The sequence below is a fragment of the Vibrio sp. 1159 genome, assembly GCF_033340395.1.
GTDB classification, from domain to species: domain Bacteria; phylum Pseudomonadota; class Gammaproteobacteria; order Enterobacterales; family Vibrionaceae; genus Vibrio; species Vibrio alginolyticus.
In genome coordinates, this window is sequence record NZ_JAWOWL010000004.1 from 125,206 (window position 1) to 148,453 (window position 23,248).

The following is a 23,248-nucleotide window of genomic DNA, read 5'->3' on the forward strand; positions in this document are numbered from 1 at the left end:
GATTATTGCTAATATACGTAGTCTGAAGAAGCATTTTCCTGCATAATCTTACCGACTTACTCCTAGAAGGGTGATGTAACATGAAAATTATAAAAATCGTTGCTGTTTTAGCTCTCTTTTTAATTGCATTGGCGTTAGGTTCCCAAAACCAAGAGCTCGTGACTTTTAACTATCTTCTAGCAAAAGGAGAGTTCCACTTATCTACGCTATTAGGTGTAGTATTTGTGGTTGGCTTTGCTTTAGCGTGGGTTATCTTTGGTAGCATCCAACTGAAAACTCAGCTACAGGTCCGTCGTTTAAAGAAAAAACTGAAAAAGTACGAACCAACTGAATCAAACAACGCTGCTGATAAGCCAGCCATTGAAAAACAGGCATAAGGATAAGGCTTAACTTTAATGCTTGAACTACTCTTCTTGTTGTTGCCTATAGCTGCTGCGTATGGCTGGTATATGGGGCATCGCAGCGCTCAGCAAGACAAGCAGAAGCAATCTCATCAAATCTCTCGTCAGTATATGACGGGTCTTAATCTGCTGCTCTCTGACCAATCAGATAAGGCTGTCGATCACTTTATTGAATTGCTCCAAGTTGATAACGAGACCATCGATACTCACCTTGCGTTGGGTAACCTGTTCCGGTCTCGTGGTGAAGTCGACCGCGCAATCAGAATTCACCAAAATCTTATTTCTCGTTCAGGCTTAACACTGGACCAAAAGAACCTCGCCCTTCAACAGTTAGCGAAAGACTACATGGTCTCAGGTTTTCTTGATCGTGCAGAGAAAATCTTCGAACAGTTAGTCGAAGAGCCAGATTACAAAGAGGCGGCTCTTCAACAATTAGTGACCATTTATCAGCAAACACGAGAATGGGAAAAGGCGATTTATTACGCGAACCAATTGGCTAAGTTAGGTAATAAACGCTCAAGGATGCGTGCAAATATTGCCCATTTTTGGTGTGAAATAGCCATGCTCGACCAAGCTGATGGGAATACTAATAAGGCAATACAGCATTTTAAAAAAGCGTTAGCGGAAGACCCGAAGTGTGTTCGAGCAAGTATTGCTTTGGGACGAATTTACCTAGAGTCTGAAGACTATAAGCACACCATCAAATATCTGACGGGGGTACTTGAGCAAGATAAAGACTTTATCAGTGATGTCTTGCCAACTATTGCAGAATGCTATCATCATCTGGGTCAGGAAGATGAACTTGTCGAGTTTCTGAGAGCTTGTATTGATAAGAAAGCAGGCGTATCAGCCGAGTTGATGTTGGCTCAATTAGTTGCTCATCACGAGAACGTTGGGGCTGCTCAAGAGTTACTGACGAAACAATTGCTGAAAAACCCAACCATGAAGGGCTTCTACCGTTTAATTGGCTACCACATTGCAGAAGCAGAAGATGGTCGAGCGAAAGACAGCCTATCAACACTACAAGCGATGGTGGGTGAACAGTTAAAAGTGAAACCGCATTACCGATGCCGGAAGTGTGGATTTTCTACCCATTCCCTTTATTGGCATTGTCCGTCCTGTAAAGGATGGGGGACGATCAAGCCAATCCGCGGATTGGATGGTGAATAATTCTTAATGCAGCTGGCAGAGTTTCTGTCCGCTGCATTTTTTTAACTTTTTATTGAATAAGAACCAAAACAGTTAGGAGATGAAATGATCGACCAAAAAGTTATTGTCGCACTGGATTATGATAACCAAGCAGATGCACTTGCGTTTGTAGATAGAATTGATCCTGCGTCATGCCGACTAAAAGTTGGCAAGGAGATGTTTACGCTATTTGGTCCTGATTTTGTACGTGAACTCCATAAACGTGGTTTCTCTGTATTCCTAGATTTAAAATTTCACGATATTCCAAACACCTGCTCGAAAGCAGTTCGCGCTGCGGCTGAAATGGGTGTATGGATGGTGAACGTACACGCGAGCGGTGGTGAGCGTATGATGACGGCATCACGTGAAATTCTTGAGCCATATGGTAAAGATCGTCCACTTCTTATCGGTGTAACGGTACTAACCAGTATGGAACAAAGTGATTTAGCTGGTATTGGTTTGAATGTTGCGCCTCAGGAGCAAGTGATTCGTCTAGCAACCTTGACCAAAAACGCAGGCTTAGATGGTGTGGTATGTTCAGCGCAAGAGTCCTCATTACTGAAGAGCGAACTAGGCCAAGAATTTAAGTTAGTGACCCCTGGTATTCGACCTGCTGGCTCAGAACAAGGTGACCAACGCCGTATCATGACGCCAGTAGACGCTATCCAATCAGGTTCAGATTATCTTGTGATTGGTCGCCCTATCACTCAAGCGTCAAATCCTGCAGAAGTGCTGAAGTCGATCAATGAGAGCTTATCTAACATGTAAGCACTGTCTCGATTGTATGGAGAAAAGTGAGGCTAAGATGCCTCACTTTTTACATCGAATGAAAATACTGATCGCGGTAAACAACCATTCCTTTTAACCAGCTATGTCTGATCATTTACTCGCTTTAACTGGTATATCGGGGCCAATTGAGATAAAGGTTTTGCGGTTTATTCTGAGTAAAGTAGGGCTTGGTACTATGCCGATCACACTTTTGTAACATAACTCACTGTGATGCCTCGAAAATGCAACCATGTGTTATTGATGGCTTGCGTTACAAATGTCTAAAGAATACTATGGCGAAGATGCATTCACTGCGTTGTAAGGTCTAGGATGACCTAGTGAAACTCTTTGAAATTAATATAGAAGCTGGCAGGACGTCACTTCATATTACGTTCCTATTATTTCCTATCTGCGTATTTTAAATCGCAGCTTTCTGTGAGCTTTCACACGCTGTCTTCCTTGTTACGACCTTAGTGCGCAAACACAACAAGGAAGAAACATGACTAAAAAACTGCCATTTTCAGTACTAGCAACACTGACCGCTGCCAGTTTTCAACTGAGTGCGGCAGAATTGCCAGCTGATATCGAATGGATTTCAAACAACAACGAACCTCTATTTGCCTCTGAAGAAGCGGTACGAGGTGGCACCTATCGCACTTACATTCAGAGCTTTCCGCAAACATTACGAAGTGTTGGTCCAGATGCGAACTCAGGTTTGCGCCAATACTTAATGGATGGTTCACCAAAACTGGCTCAGCGTCATCCAAATACTGGCAAATGGATCCCTCAACTTGCTAAGTCATGGGCATTTGGAGAGGACAACAAAACCGTATTCTTTAAACTCGACGAAACGGCCGAGTGGTCAGATGGTGAAAAAATTACAGCAGATGATTACGTCTTTATGATGAAGTACTACACGTCAAAAGACATTATCGACCCGTGGTATAACGACTTCTTCACAAACAGTATTGTGAGTGTTGAAAAAATTGATGACTACACGATCAAAGTCAATCTTGCTGTAGCTCAAAGTCATGACTCACTTATGGTTATGATTAACATGCCAAGTAATGGTTTTCAGCCTCGTCCTGAACACTTCTTTGAAGGAGAAAAGGACGCAAATAACGATGGCATGCCTGATAACTTCGTCAGAAAGTTTAACTTTAAATCTGAGCCAACCGCAGCGCCTTACTACATTGATCAAGTGAAGAAAGGTAAGAGCGTAACATTCAAACATGTCGGTGAAGATTGGTGGGGATACAACAACCGCTACTATAAAAACCGTTATAACGTTGAAAAGGTTCGCATTAAGGTAATTCGCGATCCTGATATTGCCATGAAGCACTTTGAGAAAGGCAACTTAGACTACTTTGAGATGGTGCTACCAAGCTTTTGGCATGACAAAACCAATAGTGATGTGTACAAAAAAGGCTATATCCAAAAGTACTGGGGCTTTAACGAAGCACCGCAAGGAGCTGGTGGTCTTTGGATGAACACAGCGATGCCGATGTTGGATAACCTAGAAGTGCGTAAAGGTGTTATGGCAGCCACTGACTATGACGGCATGATTGAAAACATCATGCGTGGAGATTATTCACGTAAACCGCATGGACTCGGCTTTGGTCATGGCGAATACGATGATCCTAACAATACACCGCCAAAGTTTGATGCTGATGCGGCGGTTAAACACTTCGAAAAAGCGGGCTTTGACAAAGTGGGCGCAGATGGTATTCGTGTTAACGACAAGGGCCAACGCTTGAGCTTTGCCATCACCTACGGATACAACTCTTGGACACCGCGTATTGCATACCTGAAAGAGCAAGCGAAACTTGCTGGTCTTGAGTTCACCTTAAACTTGGTGGATGGCTCATCTGCGTTTAAATACATTCTTGAGAAAAAGCATCAGCTAGCGTTTTTGAATATGGGCTCTGGTGAGATCCCTGCGTATTGGGAATACCTACACTCGGATAATGCAAATCGACCACAAACGAATGCTCACACCAACTACAGCAGCCCTGAGCTAGACAAGTTAATTGAAGCGTATGACTCTGAGTTTGATCAGGAGAAGCGTTACGACTTGTCGCATCAAATCCAAAACTATGTCAGCAAAGCAAATATCATCGTTCCTGGCTACATGGTGCCTTATTCTCGAGTTGCTCATTGGCGCTGGGTTAAAATTCCTAAAAACGGCATGACAAAAGCGACAGAATGGGTGCTTCATCCAATGGATATCGGTAATTTCTGGATTGATAACCAAGTAAAAGAAGAGACAGAAGAAGCGATGGACGAGGGTAAAACCTTCCCAGAACTAACGGTAATTGATGATCGTTACAAATTGTAAATCAGTAGTTTAGATAGAAAATGATAGCCCCGATAATGAATTTTATCGGGGCTTTCTTTTTTACTTAATAAGGTAAGACACTTCTAAAAGGTAGGTTTTTGCATCACCAAGCAAAGAGAACGCTCTATCGATGGTTTTAAATCGATCATCAAGCGAGTCGCTGGATATCAGCTGGCTGAATGTTTGCAACGAAAAAGCTTCGTTTGCTTTGAAGAACTGATGTACGTTTTCAAGCTGAACTTTATGAATATGCTCCACCTTATTTAGGGCGGTGGTTAAATCGGAAATGTTAATCGACATTGCTACTCGGGAACCTTATCAATAAGACCTATATGAGGTCATAGAGTGGGGTTTTACATTTTGCGACAGAGAGTAACACCGAAGAGCAATTTATAGTCTGATGAAGATCAATTTGCCTTATTTAAGCATCTGTAACGCGACACTAGACGTGTACCTAGAGCTAGTACACGTTACAACGCTTGAATATAGGCTAGGGTTTCACCTGATCAAAAGTAAAAGCCAAGTCCGACTAAAAGCCCTTGAGAAGCTGTATCATATTCAAATACTCCCTCATTTTTGTAATCAACCCAGGTCGACTTGTAAGCTAAGTTGAGATCAGACCATTCGTTAAAACGATAACGAACACCAGTTTGAATGGCATAAGTGAAGTGAGTATCGTTGCCAAGTCCGGCGTCGATGCTGGCATGAAATCGCCAGTTTTCGCTCAATTCATCAATGAGTCGCAAGCCAACTAAAAAATCGACCCAATCTTCTTGTAATGACAGTCTATCTTCTAGTACCCGGTTATCATTACGATACAGCTTGCCGGTGATGTCATTGTCCCACCAACGTAATCCAAACATATAATCCAGTTTACCAAATGAATATTGTTCGCGTTGGAATGCCTTTGCTTCTAGAACACCTTGCCGTATTTCGATGTCCGCACGATAACGAGCGTTAGGCAGAGCGCCCTTGATATTATTAACATCACCACTTAAGTTCATGAAACTATAATCTATGTAGTAGCCCCACTTACTTTGGTAAATACTCTCGAATCGCAACATCGCCCCAATATCGAGGTGGTCTACGATGAACTTAGGATCGACATCCACCTCTGATGAAAAGCGACCAATACTGGTATCCCCGTGGATATTCAGTCCTAGCATGTACACTTCTATGCTATTTCGCCAACGAGATTCTTGTGTCTCGGCTGAGAGCGCTACTGATGTAGGTAATACAAGAATGAGTGAGGAGAGTGATAGTAAGTTACATGGTTTCATCCAATTTCCTTTTCGGCTTTTCGTCAGCTTTCAGCTTAGTAGAAGTCGCTACACTCTGCATAAAAAAGGGAAGCAACTTGCTTCCCTGTAATTAACATTGACTTAGAGTTGTTTGGCAATGTCTGAGGTTAGGCTTTCTAAGCCTATGGATAAAGCGTTGACGAGCGCTTCATAGCCCTCATCTTGAAGCGGCTGTGAGATTTGTATTGGCGCACTGTTTTCGACCTTACCTTCGGCATTAATGAGCAACCATTCTCCCTCAATTTCGATATTACCTTTGTAGCTGCCATTAAATTTATTTAACGTAAGCTGTAGTTTGGCTTCACCGCTTTGATCCAACAGATTGTTCATTTCAGTCGGCCAGTAATGACTTTGCTTTTGACGTAGTTCCGCGACAACTCTCTGAGTGATTTGCTCAGAAATACTGTGCGCCCATTGATTGTGTTTCGCCTGAATAACTTGGGTCTCAGAGGTTCGATAAACAATGCCATTATCATTCAAATAACTCGCCAATGTCACTGGACTAACAACTAAAGTTGGGCGCTGAGCGATATCAGAAGAGCTCAGCGTCACTGGTTCCGCCTTAGGTAGAAGGTACATAGCTCCTTTAGTTTGCGGAGCGCTACTGCAACCCGTTAGACCGACAAATAGCGCGATAGACAGAAAGAATACTCGTTTCATTAGTTTTGGCCTTTAACTGGTATTGGGTCACTGATTTCATCTTCTCCAAACACAAGAGAGTTTGGCTTTTCGTTTAGCTGTTTAAGTACGGGTTTAAACTCTGTCATCACGCTTTCTAATTCTTTTAGCGTGGCTTCCATTTCGCTGTACATGGTTGAGTTGGGCCCATAACCATCGAGTGTTTTTTGTAATTGCTGTAAGCTTTGGCGAATATCTGTTGGGATCTCTTGCGTTTCTTTTTGATTCAAAAGTTTATCAATACTGTCCGCCACGCGTTCTGCTGAAGCTAACGTTTTTTCGGACGTTTTTAACGTTGAATTGAGAGAATCTAGCGTTTCTTCCATCGGTAAGTTATTAATCTTATTTAGGAAGTCGTTCACTTGGCGCTGAACCTGCGCAAAACCACCACGCATGGTTGGGAAAACATCTAAATCAGCAAACTTACTCGGTACGTAAGGCTCGTCATTTGGATAGAAGTCGGCGTCAACATACAGTGCGCCTGTTAATAAGTTACCTGTTTTTAAAGTACCACGTAGGCCTTTAGCAAACTCACTCTTCAATTTATCTTTTAACATTGGTAAAGATTGGGATTGGAAATCGCCATAAACACGGCCGAGCTCGATACGTACCAATACAGGGATTTTTTTCGCAGAAAAGTTCTCTTCTGGGGTTGGAAGTCGCATTGGTACACGCATCACAGTACCAATTCTCAAGCCTCGATATTCGACAGGTGCCTTACGTTTAAGTCCTCGTACCGATTCATCAAAAAGCATAACGAATTCAATATAATCATCGTACATGCCTTCTCGAAGTTGTTTAATATCATCGTACAAGCGGAAGTTGACCATATTTTCAGTGAGCTGTTCACCGGATTCAAGACCTGGAACGGTATCGAAGGTAACACCACCCGTTAGCATGCTCTCTAATGAGCCAAACTTGACTTCGAACCCTTCAGCGTTGAGCTGTAAATCTACGCCAGAATTCAGCCAGAACTTGGTACGAGTGCGCACTAAGCTGTCATAAGGCTTGAAAATAAAGAGTTGGTATAACGCTTTGCGAGTGTCAACATCAAAGCTGGTTTTCTCTACACGACCAACCGTAAAGCCTTTATAAATGACGGGGTCACCAACGCCTAGCTTACCAGCCTCGCGGTGTGTTAACACAAGGCGTAACCCCTCTGCATCAGGAGAGGCGACTGGGGGAACATCTAAGACCGTAAAGCGCTCTTTCTCTATCTTAGATTTACCCGGCTGAAGTTGGATATAAGCGCCAGAGAGCAAGGTCTCTAAACCTGAAACGCCATCACGGCCAATACGAGGCTTCACAACCCAAAACATGGTGTCATCTCGCAGCATGCGTTCTGCATCCTTGTTCATTTGTGCCTTAGCGATGATGTGATCGTAATTTTCACTGAGAGTGACTTCAGTAATCAGTCCGACTTTTACATTCAATGCTCGGATTTCGGTTTTGCCAACCTCAATCCCATCTGCGGTTGGCAGTTGGAGAGTAATTTGTGGGCCTGTACTGTTGATATATTGGAACAGCATCCACGCTCCCATGGCTAGCGCAAGGATCGGGACAATCCATATCGCAGAAATCTGCTTTTGCGGTTTTATTTGAGCGGTTACGTTGTTCTCATCACTCATATTTGGCTTTCTCGTTTAAGTTGTCAGAAATCGGCTCCTGCACTTCGTTTTGTGGCAATTGCCACAACAAACGTGAGTCAAATATCATTGCAGAAAGCATAGTAAAAATGACCACTGCCGCGAAAGAGAGCGCAGCAGGACCTGGATAAATCGCCATTAAGTTTTGCAGCTGAACCAGTGCAACTAAGATCGCGACGACGAAGATATCGATCATGGACCAACGGCCAATAAACTCAGTTATGCGGTAGATCTTTAAGCGTGAAATACTCTCTTCGTGCGGAAGATATCGCGCTTTTTGCGCATTGTAATACAGCCACGCGAGTGCCAGCATTTTCGCCATTGGAATAAATACGCTAGCAAAGAAAATTACCATCGCAATAGGGTAAGAACCTAAATGCCAAAGCAATATTACCCCCTCCATGATAGTCGAACCTTCTGCATGTCCAAGGCTTACGGTGTACATCATAGGGTAGAGGTTCGCAGGGATATAGAAAATGATTGAAGCAAACAAAAGCGCCCAAGCTTTTTGTAAATTGTCTGCGGGGTTGTATTTGTGAATAGGGCTTTTACAACGAATGCAGTGTTGGTGTTTTTTAGCTTCAATAGGGTTGAGCTGGTGGCACGTATGACAACCAATATGGTTGTGGTTATGGTGCGTATCACCCTCTTTTACATCAGGTAGCTCGATAGCTGGAATAAAGTGCCCCCAGAGCCAGCTTTTGTCGACCATTGATATGCATTTGACTACCAGAACGGTATATACACAAAACGCCCAGAATGAAGTGCCCATTCCTATGTCTGCGAGGGAAGCGATTTTAATTAAGCTGACCAACACGCCAATCAAAAATACATCCACCATTAACCAAGGTTCGACTCGAAACAGAAGACGGCATAAAACTTTTGCCATTCGTTGCTGCTTTTTAGAGGGGGTATGTTTACGTGCTTTTAATGCTTCAAGGTGAAGAAAGAGAATGAGACCAACATAGATTGCAGGCAAAACGATAACTGTTGCGAGTAGCAGCACACCCAAAAGCACATTTTGAAACTCAGCCAGCATTTTGGCAGCGTGCAACAAGGTGATTTCTTGCGACAACCCTTGCACGCTGAACGACATAAAAGGGAAAGAAATGCTTAGCACTAACATGATCAAACATGCCGATGATATGGCGATCACGCTTTGGTAAGGCTTGGCATTCACTTTAGTCAGCGAATGCGAACATCGAGGACATTGTGCTTTTTGCCCCTGTTCGATATCGGGAATGCGAACAACAAGGCCGCACTCTTCGCATGAAATTAACTGACGGGAATTAGGTTGAATACTCATCGGGTAGGTTTTAGATTCATTTGCTTTAAGAATACTCTTTTTTCACTAGGCACGCTTGTTTTGATTCAGGAGTTTACGAGTTTCTTACTTTTGGCATTAGAGGATATGGGAGATCTAAGACATAAACGAAGTCGCGTTTGGTACAAGATTTTACGGCGAAGATGAGTATGTTGGAAGTCGAAAATAATGTGATATTGCTTGTCTGTGGAGGGGGGTAATTACTTGTTTTTAAGGGTAAGTAACCCTGCCCAGATAATCAGAGCAGGGAAAAAGAGCATTTTATTTAAGGTACTTAGTTGTACTTTACTTGACCGTTCCGCTCTTAAAGGCATTGGAGCCGACTTGCGTACCGTTGAGCGTTTTGCCGTAATAGCCTTGGTGCTGGTGATATTTCTCCGCGTTTGCGGTGACATTGCCTTTGAATCGAGGATCTTGTGGACGCTCATGGCTGTTGACGTATGCTGCGACATCCCAAGCTTCTTGCTCTGTCAGCTGCACACTTTTCCCAAGCGGCATGTTTTCGTAAATAAAATAGGCCGCTGTGTTAATCCGGTGCATACCTGCGCCCCAGTTATACGCATATTCGCCCCAAAGTGGTGGAATGTATGAATGGTCGTTGGTGTCTTTGATGCCTGAACCGTCGGCGCGATGGCAAGTTTCACAGTTCTTTTCGTAGACCAATGCGCCTCGCTCTATTGATGGTTCTTGCTCAGGGGCGGCGATTTTTGGGTAGCCACGCCCAGAGAGATTACCCCGCTTTTCAATTGGTAATGCTTGTGCGATGGCTTCGGGCAACGGGAAGTCTTTTGCTTTTCCACCAATTTGCAACGTTTTTGCGTCTAGTTCTGGAATGGGTTCATCCGCCATACCATGTTTGTCAAGCAAGCCGCCCATCGCTAACCAGTAGGCGTAAGCACTAAGGGCAACAATTTCTGTCGAATCGTAAGCGGGCGCTTTACCGTTCATGGAATACTCGAAACAACCTTGGATACGGTCAGCATAGCTGTTTACGCGATCGTTTTTCTTACGATATGCCGGGTATGCCATGTAAGCTGCCCACAGTGGCGCAGCGTTTGCTTTTCGTCCTGCCTCCATATGGCAGTTCACACAGTTTTGTTCGTTGCCAACGTATTTTCCGCGCATTTGTTGTGAGTTAACAAAGAGCGAGTAACCGCGTTTTACTTGCTCACCAAATGCGGTGTTTGGGATTGTGCTGAGATCACGCGGTTTTAAGTATTCACCGTGCTTTTCTTTTTCTATCGCAGGTAGCTCTTTCTGGCGGTCCGGTAATGGAGCGTTAGCTAGTACGAGCGTAGAAATGAAAGGCAGTGCGAACAAAGAATAGAAACGTTTCATGACTGCTCCTAGTAACGTAATGAGGCAAAGTAGTAAGCAAGATTTTCGATCTCTTTGTCAGTGAGATTTTTTGCGATGGTCCCCATCATATTGAGCGGGTCGCCACTGCGAGTGCCGTTTTTCCATGCCATCAATTGCGTTTTTAAGTAATCAGCATGTTGGCTTGCGAGGCGAGGGAACTTGTCGACGCCCATACCGCTGGCTCCATGACAAGTTGCGCAAGCTGGAATATTTCTATCCCAATCGCCTTGGAAAATTAATTTACGATACGGGTTACGAATATCAGCTTGGTCGCCGCGTTGTTCTGGATTCGTGAACTCGTAGCTCGGGAGGTTAGCAAAGTACTCCATAACTTCCTTACGGTCTGCGGGATCGTTGAGTTCCTTCGCCATGCCTTGCATGACCACATTTTGGCGTTCGCCACTAAGGAATAGTTCGATTTGAGTGTTGAGATAGTTCGCGTTTAAACCAGCGATCATCGGCGCGATATTTGGCTGTCCCATGCCATCTTGGCCGTGACAACCGCTACATACGCTGGCTTTTTCCGGAATAGAAGAGGCGCTTGCGCCCATAGTGGTTGCTAACAAACAGGCCACCACCACTGGAAGAATTTTTGACATGCTGACTCACTTTAATTTTTATTAATATGTCTAAGTGCTACTTGGTAGTCACTTGGACGATATTGTCGGCCTTGTCAATAATGAAAGGTATTGTGGATTTCCACATATTTAATAAGTGTAAATGGCCGTATTTGTTTTTATTGGTTGTTCTATAAGCGATAAAAACAAAGTGGTGAAGAGCTGCACAAATCGGCAGCTCTAAGTGGTAGAGACGTCTTAACGTGCGGCGTTACGCTTTGCGGATTTTGGCTGGTAATGATTGACGAGCCGCGGCTCCTACCACCCAATCTAACAACACGCCTTTCCCTTCTCGGGTTGGGTCAATTAATCCGATGTCGTTAATGTTGACGCCATCTTGGCTGCGCGTTTTTACGGGTTGTTGTTTATCGCCGATCCAGTGCGAGCGTTGTCCTAGCTCGGTATGACCAAACCCATGTTCAAATCCGAGTGTACTAGGGCGAATCCCGCTGACTATCATCGCAAGTGCTTTGGTGCTTGCAGATGGTGTCTCGATAACAAACTCATCACCCGTTTTAATGCCTGCGCGCTCGGCATCGATTGGATGGATGTACACTGGGTTTACGCCTTTAATCGAGTTCAACCTTGGCGATAGATTGGATACCGCACTGTGAATGTTGGATTTAAAGTTCGTCAGGCTGAAAGGCCATTCTGAGCTTGGGAACTGGTCTTCCATTGGTGTGCCATCGGCCAGTTTTTGTGGATGCCATGTTGGGCAACCCGTGTAGAAATCACCGGTCATGGTGTTTCTTGCGCTGCCGACACGTTCATTCCATATCGCGACAGGTCGTGTCCATTTGTGCTTCATTTGCTCACCTTGATACGCTTCGGTTGCATTTTCAAAACGTCCACCGCGAGCAAAAATAAACGCCACACGTTTCATCTCATCCGCTGTCAGCGTCTTCTGCATAGCTGGCATTAAACGCTCTAGGCCGGACCACGCAATGTCTTCTGCCGAAACTTCAGGCACCCCGCCTTTCACATAAGCCAAGTTTGCCGCGGAACGTAAGTAGAAATCTTCAGCGCTGTGGAGAGCGTGCCAATTCCCTTGCGCATCTTGAATCGCGTTGTCACCAAAGCCGCCTAGTTGCATTTTCTTGGCGACATCAATCAAAAAGTTTTCTAAGCAAATCGAACGACCATCGGCGGTTTTCTCTGTTCGCGCTTCCACAATCGGCCAGCGAGCGGTGACGGTTTTCACCGGAACGTCGTGCCAAGGCGTTGCCATACCCCAGCTTTCGTAGGTGACCGTGTCAGGTACAATATAATCCGACAACGCGGTGGTTTCGTTAATGAATGCATCAACAGACACAATCAAACCGAGTTGTTTTGGATCTTTAAGCTTGTCTTCCAGCAGCGTTTTCAAACCGGGTACACCATACATTGGGTTCGCCATGTGATTGATCCACGCTTTTACGCGGTATGGATACCCATCAATAGCCGCAGATAGGTGCTCTGTCAGCAGTGGCGCGGCAAACGGATACCAAGGGGCGCGAGTTGGGTAAGGTGATTCACCTGCCTCAACGCGACGTTTGTATTCGCTGGTTTTGTGGTAGGGGAATTTACTGCGCGACAAAAAGACGCCTTTCGGGCCGACTTTGCCAGCAAATTTGGTGAAGTCGTAACGAGGACCCGCAGCGGAAGTTGGGTAGCCACCCGCTTTGGCCATCGCGCCGCCTTTCATATTTATGTTACCAATCAACGCATTGAGCATCATGATGGTAAACGAGTTATAGAACCCATTGGTGTGCATGTTGCCACCGTGGGTATCGACCACCGCTTTTGTTCCGTGACTGGTGAAGCGCTTTGCTAGTTCAACAACTTGTTCGACAGGGATTTCACATTGTTGGCTGTAGAACTCAAGACTGTATTTGAACGCCTCTTCTTTGAGTCTTTGTAGAGACGATTTTACGCGCACTTCGCTCGATGCAAGCGAAACCGTTTTATCGACAAACAGTGCCGCTTCCTCAGCTTGGGTATGAACACCAAATTCGCCGCTTTGCTCATCCACGATGACGTACGGGTCGGAGTCAGACAACGCTTCGCCCTCGAATGGCAGATTCAAGTCGGACGCGCGTAAAAACGTGCCGTTTCTCGGGTGCTGATTATCGCTTATCACGAGATGCGTAGCATTACACCAGTGCGCGGTGCCGGCTCGTTTCATCGCGTTTGCCCCCGGCTGCGCCAAGAAGGTTTTGTTGTAGCGTTGGTTTTCGATGATCCACTGGATCATGCCAAGCACGAGGGCAGAGTCGGTGCCTGGTTTGATTGGTACCCAGCGGTTGTTGTCACCGGCAGCCAAGCTCGATGAACCAGCAGGCAAACTTGGTGTGATGATGGTGTATTCCAAGCTACCTTCTGTTCGCGCATTGGCGAGTTGGCGCGCCTGACGCTTAAAAGGGTTACCCGCTTGAGCTGGTGACATACCGATGAAGATGATGTATTCCGCGTTATCAAAGTCTGGCTTCAAGTGCGCGTTCTTATCTAAATCGTTCATGAATGCGCCGCTGCCAGCACGAAATGCGTAGCCGCAGTAAGAGCCATGATGCCCAAAGTTACGCGTACCATAGCTGTTGAACGCGAAGCGTTTGAATATGTCGTCTCGGCCTTCGTTACCGGCGTTGGTCATTAACAGTTGGTTGGCTTTCGGTCCATATTCTGGGTTTTCAGGATCAACGGGCGTTGTTAAATCGCGAATGTCGCGTAAGCCATCCACATGACCTTCACCAAATAAATCACCGCCCTCGACGACTTCTTCTATCAGTTGTTCGTAACTGATCGGAATCCATTTTCCTTCGCCGCGTTTTCCAACTCGTTTCAGTGGCTGAGTAATGCGGTACGGGCTGTTGCGAATTTCTAGCATCCCATTGCCACGTGCGCATGCTGTTGAACGACCGTCAAGGCCCGCTTCTCCTGCCAAACTTAAATAAGCACCTTTGACTGGCGTTTCGAACGGAATGTGTTGCTGATGAGAGAGTGGGTGATATGGGTTGCCAGTAATACGCAAAATCTCGTCGTTGCGGTTATCAATGCGTACACGCAATCCGCACAGTGACCAACAACCAAAGCACATCGATGGTGCAACGCGCTGATTTGGATTAGGGATTAGGTTGCCTTTGCTGTTGGCCGTGTACTCTGGTTCAAGCGAGTTACCGTGGTGAATATCACGCGTTTTTTCTCCCGCAGTGCCTTCGAGCGCACCCTCGACCATGTGTTTGGTGGTGGTGGCGTAACCCGCAGCGAATGCGCCAAGCCCACCCACTGCAATGCCTGATTTCAAAAACTGACGGCGTTTGTTATCCATGATGAAATCCCCTTTGATTAGCGTTCAGTTAAGGTGGGTGATGAGGCTTTTACTTCGATCTTTTGTTTTGGCTGAACCAGCTCCGAACCGAGCAGTGCCAGTGCAAGCCATAATCCGAGCATGCCGATAATGCCTATCCAGCCATTTCCATCCATAGTGAGTTGGTATGGATACAGCCCTGCATCGAACTTGGCGATGGTTTGCACTTCCATGATGGTAAACCAGCGAATCAGCCATGCACTTTCCAGTGCGGCAGCAGACACAAAACTGAGCCCTATGACGTGACGAAATCTGGCTGATGCGGACTTTTTGGTATCGCGCAAGAAGATGAAAGCGAGCAAAACACAACCTAAAACGACAAAAGTGAGCAGGGCAATGTTGTGCATCCATTGTTCGCTAGAATAGAGCGAAAATGCGGAATTGTTGGATGCCCAAATCGGTAGCAGTATCAGCGTTAATACACCGCTGGTAACCACTGATTTTTTCAGTAAATTAGTATCGCCAGATGTCAGCGTCTTTGACTGACTAGGCAGCAGTAACCAAATCAGCAGAGAAAACCCGACCGCGCCCATAAATGCAGTAACAAACCAAAGAACCGGCGACGCGGGTTGGTGCCATAAAGATCGCGATTTAACGACCGCAATTTCAGCGCCTGTGTAGACTGCAATGGTGAGGCCTGATAGCACCGTGATGGCGGACACCATAAGCATGGCTCTACGAGAGAGCGCCCAGTCACCCAGTGACAGCTTTGAAATTAGAGGCAGTACTTTTCCTGGCTGATTACGTAAGTTGATCAGATCCTGGCGGAGATACAGCCATGCGGTTACTACCGCTAAACCTGAGAAAACAGGCAAGAAAAGCGACCCTAAAGACATCCATGACCACGGAGTGATGTGGGCGTAAAAATGCCATGCGCGTCCCGGCTGGTGAAGGTCGCCAGTTAACGCTAATGGCCCCACGATGGCGCCGATGGCCAGCGTCAGAACAAGCGCAGCGCGCAGTCTGTGACTGGTGTGTCTTTCAAATAATAGGGCGATTAGGAATAAAACAGCAGCCGCATAAGCCGAACCGATGTAGAAGAAATACTGCACCGCCCACGGGAGCCAAGCCATCGCTTGAGGTTGGACTAACACTTCGGTGATGTTCATGCGCGATCTCCTTGTGGGTCGTAAATAGCAGGTTGTCCGTCGATGTGGCTGGTGAAGCGTTCATCCATGCCGATGTAAAACACGTGTGGCTTGGTCTCTTCGTTGGGTTTTAGCACTTTGATGTCGTCTTGGTGCTGCGCAATTAAGCGGCGGACTTCACTTGATGGATCATTCAAATCACCAATTACACGTGCTCCGCCAACACAGGTTTCCACGCAGGCAGGTAATAGACCTTGTTCTAGACGGTGAGCGCAGAAGGTGCATTTGTCTGCGGTGAGGGTGTCCTCATTGATAAAACGCGCATCGTAAGGGCAAGCCTGTACGCAATACGCGCAGGCGACACAGCGACTGTTATCCACCATGACGATGCCATCTTCGCGCTGAAAGGTCGCTTGAACCGGACACACAGCCACGCAGGGTGGGTTTTCGCAGTGGTTACAAAGGCGAGGGAGCATAAAGGCTTTCGCTTCTCGCGTGGCTGTAGAGCCATCATCTAACGTAACTTCGTATTGCTTTACGGTGGTTCGGAATTGACCGATAGGCACTTGGTTCTCGATGCTGCAACCCACAGTGCAAGCCTGGCATCCGACACATTTACGCAAATCCACCACCATGGCATAACGCTTGCCGACTTGTCCTTTTCGGTCAGCGGACTGGTTATTTCGAATAATGTTTCCCGCAGTTGCCGTGCCAATGCCTGCGGCTGGAATTAACGCGGCTCCGGCTGTGACCGCGCTGAGAAAGCGACGTTTGGTGGAATCCATAACTCACCTGCTTTTTTGTTGTATTTGAATTGACTGATTCCATTGTGAGAAATGCGCCGCGAGGCTTATATTGTGGATTTCCACATACCCAGATCAAACTTGATCTAAAACAAATGTGGTTTAGGGAAGGTAGCTGTTATTCTTGTCGTACTCTCTTGACGGAACGATTCGACTCATCATGAAAAAAGCACTGTGGCTTCAGCTTTGGATTCTTTGCTTAGTTGCCTTTGCATCTTTGGCTCAGGGCGCAGTTTCTGAACAAGCAGATCTGCAAGGAATGCAAGAGCAAAAAGCAGAGCAGCCACAGGCCAAGCAAAAAGTCGAAGTGGGCGTGTTAGCGATACGTGGTCATCTTTATGCTGAGCAGAGATGGCAACCGACCATTGATTGGCTCAATCAGCAAATTTCCGATGTGCATTTTGTCCTTCATCCCCTTAACTTGGATGAAATGGGCGAAGCGGTGAAGTTTCAGAAGATAGATTTCATCTTAACCAACCCAGGTCAGGCAGTGCGATTGGGCAGGCAATACGCGCTGTCGTGGATGGCAACGCTAACCAGCAGAGCACCACAAAACTCGAATTACGGCATTGGTTCGGCGCTTGTGGTTCGAGCCAATTCAAGTTATCAAACGGTGCAAGATGTCTCAGGACGTCCCGTTGCAGCGGTATCAGAAAAAGCCTTTGGTGGTTATCTCACGATGCGCTATCAAATAGTCAAAATGGGTCTTAATCCAAACGATTTCTTTTCTGATGTCCGCTATCTTGGTTTTCCTATTGATGCCAACCTGTATCAACTACGTGATGGCAATGTGGAAGCGGCCGTTGTCCCTGCTTGTTTATTGGAACAGATGCTAAGTGAAGGGCTTTTACAACCGAGTAATTACCGAGTTTTAAATCAACAGCCGAACGAGCGTTCGTTATGCGCTGTTTCCACACCGCTTTATCCGAACTGGTCATTTGCCAAAACAGAGCGCGGCTCAGCTCAGATTGCCAAACAGATTGCGCAAGTATTGTTAGCGATGCCACCTGAACACCCTGCGGTTATTGCGGCAGGCGCGTCAGGTTGGACGTCCCCCGTCAGCTTGCTGAGCATCGACAAACTTTATCAGGCGTTGGATCTCCATCCGTTGCAACAACCTTGGTGGAGTGAGGCTCTACGCTGGCTGCGTAGTCATCAAGAATGGGCATGGGCGCTGTTCATGTTTGTGATTGTGTTGAACGCGTACCACTTTTGGCTTGAGTATCGATTTAGCAAGAGTAAGCAAGCGTTGGAGCAGACATCGTTACGATTAAAAGAGAAAAGTGAACAGTTAGAACATTCACAAAGGGTCGCGATTGTCGGAGAAATCGGCACTAGTCTTGCTCATGAACTCAATCAGCCACTGGCAGCCATTCGCAACTATAGTGAAGGCGGTTTACTTCGCTTGGCCAAAAAGCGCCCTCATGAAGATATTGTCCCTGTACTTGAGAAAATACAGGGCCAAGTTGAAAGAGCCGATGCAATTATTCAGCGATTAAGAACGTTGATTCGTAAGCGCAGTGTCGACAAAACGTCGTGCGATCTTCAAGTACTCATTGATGACACGATTGAGTTACTCCATTTTCGGATGCAGAAGCAAAACATTTCTATTGTGGCCAGTACAGAAGGGAACATTCGTCCGTTACTTGTCGATGCAGTTGGCGTACAACAGGTTTTAGTTAATGTGATCAGCAACGCGATTGATGCGTGTACTTTGTTCCAAGAGAAATATCACTCATCAGGTTATCAAGGTAAAATTGCCCTGCATTGCGATTACCAAATCAGTCAACTCTCTATTCGAGTGTTAGACAATGGTACAGGGTTGCAGCAAGAGAATCCGACTCAAGCGTTTGTGAGTAGCAAAGAAGAAGGGCTTGGGCTAGGGTTAGCCATTTGTCGCGATGTGATGGAAATGCATGGTGGCGAGTTTGTCATCAGCTCGACAGCACCACATGGTTGTTTGGTTGAGCTTGTGTTTCCATATCAAAACTAATCTGAACTAGGCATAGGAGCATTCAATGAGCAGCGGTGAAAAGCAGCTACCTGTTTTTGTAGTCGATGATGATGAATCGGTGCGTGACTCGCTCGCTTTTATGCTGGAAGAGCATGACTTCAACGTGACGACTTTTGCTGATGGGCAATCTTTTCTCGATAAAGTGAACATTCATCAGGCCGGATGCGTGATCCTTGATAGCCGAATGCCCAACCTTCGTGGTCAGCAAGTACACCAAGTTTTAAATCAAGCCAACAGCCCGTTGGCCGTTATTTATCTGACAGGGCATGGTGATGTTCCGATGGCGGTCGATGCATTGCAAGCTGGGGCGGTCAATTTCTTCCAAAAACCAGTCAAAGGCGATGAACTGGCACGAGCCATTTTACAGGGACAGGCGCAGTCTGCCACAAACCTCGATATGGCAGCAGCTAAATCGGCTTATGAATCGCTCACACCTAGAGAAAAAGACATTTTACGTTTGATCATTGAAGGAAAGCGCAACATTCGTATTGCTGACGAACTTTGCATAGCAATGCGAACGGTTGAAGTACACCGAGCTAATCTATTGAAGAAGTTCTCGGCAAAAACCGTCGCAGAGTTGGCATATATTTATGGCAAGCTAGATTAAAGCTTACCGAGTGAAGCCTCTTAAGGCTATTTAGAGGATACAACTTGAGCTTTATGACGACTCGCGTATTATCTTCTTCGTTCTTACTTTATCTGAATTCTTATGAGTTTGTTGACTAAACGACATCACACGCCACATAAGCGGGCAAAATGGCTACTGGCGATTATTGGCTGGGTGGTCGTTGTGTGTCTGATGCAAAATTCAGGTTTTGCCTCGTCATGCTCTATGAAATATGAGACGGAATCGCCCGCGGTTTCACTTACTGATGAGCGTTCGAGCGTCAAGTCGATTGATACTAAAGAAACCAGCAAGTGCGAATTGTCTGAAAAGTTAATTCAGTTTTCTCAACATCAACTCGATGTATTTATTGTTGTTCTGTTTGTGGGTCTTTTTGCTTCGGCAATTTGGTTGTGCAGTGCCTATATTGGTGCGCAACATTGGACGGAACCGATAGGCCGTAAGTATCGAGTCCATCTGACTTTCTGTGTGTTCCGAGAATAAAAGCGTGCTTTCTGACCACTAGCGTCAGTTATTTAGCACCTTTGTCTTTTAACTAGGAATCACTATGAATCAAATTACTAAACTGACTCAGTTTGCGTCCATGTTTTTTATGACGCTTGCTTTGAGTTTGCTCTCTCTGAGTATTTCAGCTCAAACTACTGATACAGGTTGGCTAACCAACCCACAACATCCTCCAGTGCAAACGCGCTTTGTGCTCACTGGTCAACAAGATCCGCAAGCCAAAACAATTACTGGTTATCTGGACGTCAAGTTGGCTGGGGACTGGAAAACTTACTGGCGTTCACCTGGTGAGGGCGGCGTAGCACCATCTATTGATTGGCAAAATTCACAAAATTTATCCAAAGTGGATTGGCAATGGCCGCACCCACAAAAATTCGAACTATTAGGTATCGAGACTCTTGGGTATAAAGGCGACACTTTGTTCCCCATGACGCTGCACGTCGAAGACATGTCCAAACCTGTCACGATTGATGCGGTACTGACACTTTCTTCTTGTACGACGATTTGTGTGCTGACCGACTATCAAATTCAATTGACGTTCTTGCCTTCTGATCTAAAAGTCGATGAAGACGTGATGTTCAGTTACGCTCAAGCAGTGAGTAACGTGCCGCAGCCATCGCCGTTTATTGATGTTACTCAGGCGAGTTGGGATGCGAACCAATCGAAACTACAAATCAAGCTACAGAACAGTCAGGGTTGGCAACAACCACAAGTGCTGGTGGATGGTGTCGATGAAGCAACGCGAGACTATAGCTTCAAGCTTGAAGGAATGCATCCAGAAGGAAACATCGTCACCGCGAGCTATATCGTTGATACTTGGCTGGGCGATGTGGAGTTAGATGGTCAGTCGCTGTTTGTGACCATCAAAGACACCAATTTACTAGCAGAAGAAACCACTCAAGCAACTGCTGAGGCAATAGCTGAACCGCTGCCGAGCACGTCTCTAACGAGTGTTTTTCTATTCGCGTTGCTCGGCGGTTTAATTCTTAACATTATGCCTTGCGTTCTTCCGGTTTTGGGGATGAAGCTAAGTAGTATTGTTGCCGCTCAAGGTATCGAGCGTCGTCAAATTCGCGCTCAGTTTGTTGCCTCGTCACTTGGTATATTAACGTCGTTCTGGATTCTCGCTGGTTTTATTTTGGTGCTCAAGCTAACAGGTAATGCCATTGGTTGGGGCGTGCAATTTCAAAGCCCCTGGTTCTTAGGTTTGATGGTGTTGGTCACCACTTTGTTTGGGGCCAATATGCTGGGGCTGTTTGAAGTCCGTCTATCATCGGGTACCAATACATGGCTGGCCTCGAAAGGTGACAACTCGTTAGCTGGACACTATGTGCAAGGGATGTTTGCAACCTTGCTTGCTACGCCGTGTTCTGCGCCTTTCCTAGGAACGGCCGTGGCGTTTGCTTTGGGTGCCGATGTGGTTACGCTGTTTGCTATTTTCACCGCCTTAGCGTTGGGGATGGCGTTGCCTTGGATTATGGTGGCAATTTTCCCAAGTATTGCGCTTAAATTGCCGAAGCCGGGTCAGTGGATGAACGTGGTCAAAAACGTATTTGGTGTGATGATGTTGGCCACCAGCGTTTGGCTACTGTCTTTGATGGCCAATCACCTCCCAGTGTTTTGGGTCATTTTCGCCGGTTTAGTCGCGTTTATTGTTCTGATGATTCGCGTTAAACGCGTTCATGGCGATAAAGCACTCGTGCTATCCGGCTCTGCATCGCTTATCTTAATTGCTGGCGGGCTGCTACTTGGTAGTATCACTGCCGACCAATGGGCGACACCGCTTCCTGAGGACTTAGCGTGGCAGAAGCTTTCTAACTCGGCGATAGAACAGCACGTCAATAATGGGCGAGTGGTGTTTGTGGATGTCACTGCGGATTGGTGTGTCACGTGTAAAGCGAACAAGATCGGTGTGATCTGGCAAGATCCTGTCTACTCATTGCTGCAAAGCCCTAATGTGGCGACGTTAAAAGGGGATTGGACACATCCGGACGGCTCGGTAACGGACTTTTTACGAGCTCATGGGCGTTACGGTGTGCCGTTTAACATCGTCTATGGCCCGGCGGCGCCACAAGGTATCCCGTTACCTGTTATTCTGACTGATGATGTTGTTTTAAGCGCGGTGAAACAAGCGAGTGGGGGAACCATTCAATGAGTTCGACAAAGCAGCGTAGAACATTCCGATATTGGCTCGTTCAAATCGTACAGATGGTGCTCATTGTCACCGCGATTTCTATCGCGATGGATTGGTATCGCACCAAAGATATTCCTAAACAGGAGGCTCCACCATTGAGCTCCGTATTGAGCGATGGTGAATACTTCGATGCAATCGCGCAAAGTTATGAACAACCTGTCGTTGTTTATTTTTGGGCTACTTGGTGTCCCGCTTGTAAATTTGTAAGCCCAAGCGTGAGTTGGCTGAGTGATGACTACACCGTAGTTGGCGTTTCTGGATCGTCGGGACCGAATGAGCGTGTGGCGCAGTTTATGAGGGCAAAAGAATATCGTTTCGAAAACATAAACGATCCTTCAAGCGATATTATGCGTGAATGGAAAATTAGCGTGACCCCAACCATTTATGTTTTAAGAAATGGTGAAATTTCCTCCGTCACAACTGGCGTTACTACTCCGATAGGAATATTAGCGAGAATTTGGTTAGCTCGATAACGTAATAAAAATCCGATATTCAAAATATTGAGTATCGGATTTTTTCTTTTTATTTTCTTGCTCTAACGGGAATAATAATGTGTGCGTATGGCATACCATTCCACATCACGTATGGGCCATCATAACTTGAACCGATGGGTAGATAGTCGAGCAACACTTGGTCTAGGGTAATAATCATCATGTGTGGTCCTTCCACAATCCATTGGTTATCGTCCGTTATTCCTTCTGAAAATGGGTCGGTGTTATTGGCGCCGCCATCACCCGCTAACATGCCAAAAAGTACAATTAACTGAAATGAAATTAGTTAAATAGTCAGATTAATAAATTAAAGCTCAATTTAATAAAAATTAAAGTTTGATAAATTTAATTATAGAGTGTCTTTAAAAAGGAAGTGTTATTTAAATTTAAAATAGTAATTGATAGTTTTACTATGTTAATTTAAGTGTTCATTTATAAACATTTTTTCGTCTATTAATACGCATGGTTTAAAACATCTTGGCTGTCCTGCTTTGAAGTGTGACCAAAAGGTGATAAATAGGTGTTTTTAGTGATATGAGCTGAGTTTATTTGTAATCTATATTTTC

Annotated in this window: 20 protein-coding genes; 9 read left to right on the forward strand and 11 right to left on the reverse strand. The window is 45.7% G+C overall.

The features are described from left to right. Positions 1 to 80: 80 nt before the first annotated feature. From R7127_RS05435 to R7127_RS05450, 4 genes are all read left to right on the forward strand, one after another. Positions 81 to 377 carry a LapA family protein gene (locus R7127_RS05435; RefSeq protein ID WP_005376663.1) on the forward strand — a complete coding sequence of 99 codons (297 nt, stop codon included), beginning with the start codon at positions 81 to 83 and terminating at the stop codon, positions 375 to 377. Positions 378 to 395: 18 nt separating this feature from the next. Further along, a complete protein-coding gene (gene lapB, locus R7127_RS05440; RefSeq protein WP_033905730.1) occupies positions 396 to 1,571 on the forward strand; it encodes a lipopolysaccharide assembly protein LapB in 1,176 nt (391 codons plus the stop codon). 84 nt (positions 1,572 to 1,655) lie between these two features. Further along, positions 1,656 to 2,357 carry an orotidine-5'-phosphate decarboxylase gene (gene pyrF, locus R7127_RS05445; protein ID WP_005376667.1) on the forward strand — a complete coding sequence of 234 codons (702 nt, stop codon included), beginning with the start codon at positions 1,656 to 1,658 and terminating at the stop codon, positions 2,355 to 2,357. Positions 2,358 to 2,856: 499 nt separating this feature from the next. After that, positions 2,857 to 4,695 carry an extracellular solute-binding protein gene (locus R7127_RS05450; RefSeq protein ID WP_017633867.1) on the forward strand — a complete coding sequence of 613 codons (1,839 nt, stop codon included), beginning with the start codon at positions 2,857 to 2,859 and terminating at the stop codon, positions 4,693 to 4,695. 60 nt (positions 4,696 to 4,755) lie between these two features. Here the strand turns inward: R7127_RS05450 and R7127_RS05455 are convergent, their stop codons facing one another. From R7127_RS05455 to dsrO, 10 genes are all read right to left on the reverse strand, one after another. Then, positions 4,756 to 4,995, reverse strand: coding sequence for a hypothetical protein (locus tag R7127_RS05455; RefSeq protein WP_033905728.1), 240 nt, complete (start codon positions 4,993 to 4,995; stop codon positions 4,756 to 4,758). A gap of 206 nt (positions 4,996 to 5,201) precedes the next feature. Continuing rightward, complete coding sequence (locus R7127_RS05460; RefSeq protein ID WP_005385811.1) at positions 5,202 to 5,975, reverse strand: hypothetical protein; 774 nt, start codon at positions 5,973 to 5,975, stop codon at positions 5,202 to 5,204. Positions 5,976 to 6,077: 102 nt separating this feature from the next. Beyond that, positions 6,078 to 6,656: a membrane integrity-associated transporter subunit PqiC gene (locus R7127_RS05465; protein ID WP_033905727.1), complete on the reverse strand. Its 579-nt coding sequence runs from the start codon at positions 6,654 to 6,656 to the stop codon at positions 6,078 to 6,080. Next, positions 6,656 to 8,302 carry an intermembrane transport protein PqiB gene (gene pqiB, locus R7127_RS05470; RefSeq protein ID WP_005376682.1) on the reverse strand — a complete coding sequence of 549 codons (1,647 nt, stop codon included), beginning with the start codon at positions 8,300 to 8,302 and terminating at the stop codon, positions 6,656 to 6,658. The genes R7127_RS05465 and pqiB overlap by 1 nt, the downstream gene beginning before the upstream one ends. Continuing rightward, positions 8,295 to 9,626 (reverse strand): paraquat-inducible protein A, encoded by a 1,332-nt coding sequence (locus R7127_RS05475; protein WP_005376683.1) that lies wholly within the window; start codon positions 9,624 to 9,626, stop codon positions 8,295 to 8,297. The genes pqiB and R7127_RS05475 overlap by 8 nt, the downstream gene beginning before the upstream one ends. 303 nt (positions 9,627 to 9,929) lie before the next feature. After that, positions 9,930 to 10,982 (reverse strand): c-type cytochrome, encoded by a 1,053-nt coding sequence (locus R7127_RS05480; protein ID WP_005376684.1) that lies wholly within the window; start codon positions 10,980 to 10,982, stop codon positions 9,930 to 9,932. Between the two features lie 8 nt (positions 10,983 to 10,990). Then, positions 10,991 to 11,554, reverse strand: a complete 564-nt coding sequence (locus tag R7127_RS05485) for a c-type cytochrome (RefSeq protein ID WP_373920870.1) — start codon at positions 11,552 to 11,554, stop codon at positions 10,991 to 10,993. Between the two features lie 277 nt (positions 11,555 to 11,831). Then, positions 11,832 to 14,924 (reverse strand): tetrathionate reductase subunit A, encoded by a 3,093-nt coding sequence (locus R7127_RS05490; protein WP_137282253.1) that lies wholly within the window; start codon positions 14,922 to 14,924, stop codon positions 11,832 to 11,834. A 17-nt stretch (positions 14,925 to 14,941) separates the two neighbouring features. Beyond that, positions 14,942 to 16,072: an NrfD/PsrC family molybdoenzyme membrane anchor subunit gene (gene nrfD, locus R7127_RS05495; protein ID WP_137282252.1), complete on the reverse strand. Its 1,131-nt coding sequence runs from the start codon at positions 16,070 to 16,072 to the stop codon at positions 14,942 to 14,944. After that, positions 16,069 to 16,836 (reverse strand): sulfate reduction electron transfer complex DsrMKJOP subunit DsrO, encoded by a 768-nt coding sequence (gene dsrO / locus R7127_RS05500; RefSeq protein ID WP_104975481.1) that lies wholly within the window; start codon positions 16,834 to 16,836, stop codon positions 16,069 to 16,071. The genes nrfD and dsrO overlap by 4 nt, the downstream gene beginning before the upstream one ends. Positions 16,837 to 17,014: 178 nt before the next feature. On the opposite strand from dsrO, the gene R7127_RS05505 reads away from it, so the two are divergent. The 5 genes from R7127_RS05505 (at position 17,015) to R7127_RS05525 (ending at position 22,664) form a co-directional block, all read left to right on the forward strand. Beyond that, positions 17,015 to 18,847, forward strand: coding sequence for a sensor histidine kinase (locus R7127_RS05505; RefSeq protein WP_172563547.1), 1,833 nt, complete (start codon positions 17,015 to 17,017; stop codon positions 18,845 to 18,847). A gap of 25 nt (positions 18,848 to 18,872) precedes the next feature. Continuing rightward, on the forward strand, positions 18,873 to 19,475 hold the full coding sequence (locus tag R7127_RS05510; protein WP_172563548.1) for a response regulator transcription factor: 603 nt from the start codon (positions 18,873 to 18,875) through the stop codon (positions 19,473 to 19,475). 102 nt (positions 19,476 to 19,577) lie between these two features. Next, entirely contained in the window at positions 19,578 to 19,976 is a 399-nt protein-coding gene (locus R7127_RS05515; protein ID WP_033905718.1) for a hypothetical protein, read from the forward strand. Positions 19,977 to 20,040: 64 nt separating this feature from the next. Next, positions 20,041 to 22,152, forward strand: coding sequence for a protein-disulfide reductase DsbD family protein (locus R7127_RS05520; RefSeq protein WP_033905716.1), 2,112 nt, complete (start codon positions 20,041 to 20,043; stop codon positions 22,150 to 22,152). Beyond that, positions 22,149 to 22,664 carry a protein disulfide oxidoreductase gene (locus tag R7127_RS05525; RefSeq protein WP_033905715.1) on the forward strand — a complete coding sequence of 172 codons (516 nt, stop codon included), beginning with the start codon at positions 22,149 to 22,151 and terminating at the stop codon, positions 22,662 to 22,664. Before R7127_RS05520 ends, R7127_RS05525 begins: the two co-directional genes overlap by 4 nt. Before the next feature lie 49 nt (positions 22,665 to 22,713). On the opposite strand, the gene R7127_RS05530 is transcribed toward R7127_RS05525, so the two are convergent. Continuing rightward, positions 22,714 to 22,845, reverse strand: coding sequence for a hypothetical protein (locus R7127_RS05530; protein ID WP_258480658.1), 132 nt, complete (start codon positions 22,843 to 22,845; stop codon positions 22,714 to 22,716). Positions 22,846 to 23,248: the final 403 nt, after the last annotated feature.

Coding starts and splice junctions, on each gene's coding strand:
- R7127_RS05480 (WP_005376684.1), bottom strand. CDS start 10,982: ATGAAACGTTTCTATTCTTTGTTCGCACTGCCTTTCATTTCTACGCTC.
- R7127_RS05490 (WP_137282253.1), bottom strand. CDS start 14,924: ATGGATAACAAACGCCGTCAGTTTTTGAAATCAGGCATTGCAGTGGGT.
- pqiB (WP_005376682.1), bottom strand. CDS start 8,302: ATGAGTGATGAGAACAACGTAACCGCTCAAATAAAACCGCAAAAGCAG.
- R7127_RS05530 (WP_258480658.1), bottom strand. CDS start 22,845: ATGATGATTATTACCCTAGACCAAGTGTTGCTCGACTATCTACCCATC.
- R7127_RS05485 (WP_373920870.1), bottom strand. CDS start 11,554: ATGGGCGCAAGCGCCTCTTCTATTCCGGAAAAAGCCAGCGTATGTAGC.
- lapB (WP_033905730.1), top strand. CDS start 396: ATGCTTGAACTACTCTTCTTGTTGTTGCCTATAGCTGCTGCGTATGGC.
- R7127_RS05450 (WP_017633867.1), top strand. CDS start 2,857: ATGACTAAAAAACTGCCATTTTCAGTACTAGCAACACTGACCGCTGCC.
- R7127_RS05460 (WP_005385811.1), bottom strand. CDS start 5,975: ATGAAACCATGTAACTTACTATCACTCTCCTCACTCATTCTTGTATTA.
- nrfD (WP_137282252.1), bottom strand. CDS start 16,072: ATGAACATCACCGAAGTGTTAGTCCAACCTCAAGCGATGGCTTGGCTC.
- R7127_RS05525 (WP_033905715.1), top strand. CDS start 22,149: ATGAGTTCGACAAAGCAGCGTAGAACATTCCGATATTGGCTCGTTCAA.
- R7127_RS05455 (WP_033905728.1), bottom strand. CDS start 4,995: ATGTCGATTAACATTTCCGATTTAACCACCGCCCTAAATAAGGTGGAG.
- pyrF (WP_005376667.1), top strand. CDS start 1,656: ATGATCGACCAAAAAGTTATTGTCGCACTGGATTATGATAACCAAGCA.
- R7127_RS05515 (WP_033905718.1), top strand. CDS start 19,578: ATGAGTTTGTTGACTAAACGACATCACACGCCACATAAGCGGGCAAAA.
- R7127_RS05465 (WP_033905727.1), bottom strand. CDS start 6,656: ATGAAACGAGTATTCTTTCTGTCTATCGCGCTATTTGTCGGTCTAACG.
- R7127_RS05475 (WP_005376683.1), bottom strand. CDS start 9,626: ATGAGTATTCAACCTAATTCCCGTCAGTTAATTTCATGCGAAGAGTGC.
- R7127_RS05510 (WP_172563548.1), top strand. CDS start 18,873: ATGAGCAGCGGTGAAAAGCAGCTACCTGTTTTTGTAGTCGATGATGAT.
- dsrO (WP_104975481.1), bottom strand. CDS start 16,836: ATGGATTCCACCAAACGTCGCTTTCTCAGCGCGGTCACAGCCGGAGCC.
- R7127_RS05520 (WP_033905716.1), top strand. CDS start 20,041: ATGAATCAAATTACTAAACTGACTCAGTTTGCGTCCATGTTTTTTATG.
- R7127_RS05505 (WP_172563547.1), top strand. CDS start 17,015: ATGAAAAAAGCACTGTGGCTTCAGCTTTGGATTCTTTGCTTAGTTGCC.
- R7127_RS05435 (WP_005376663.1), top strand. CDS start 81: ATGAAAATTATAAAAATCGTTGCTGTTTTAGCTCTCTTTTTAATTGCA.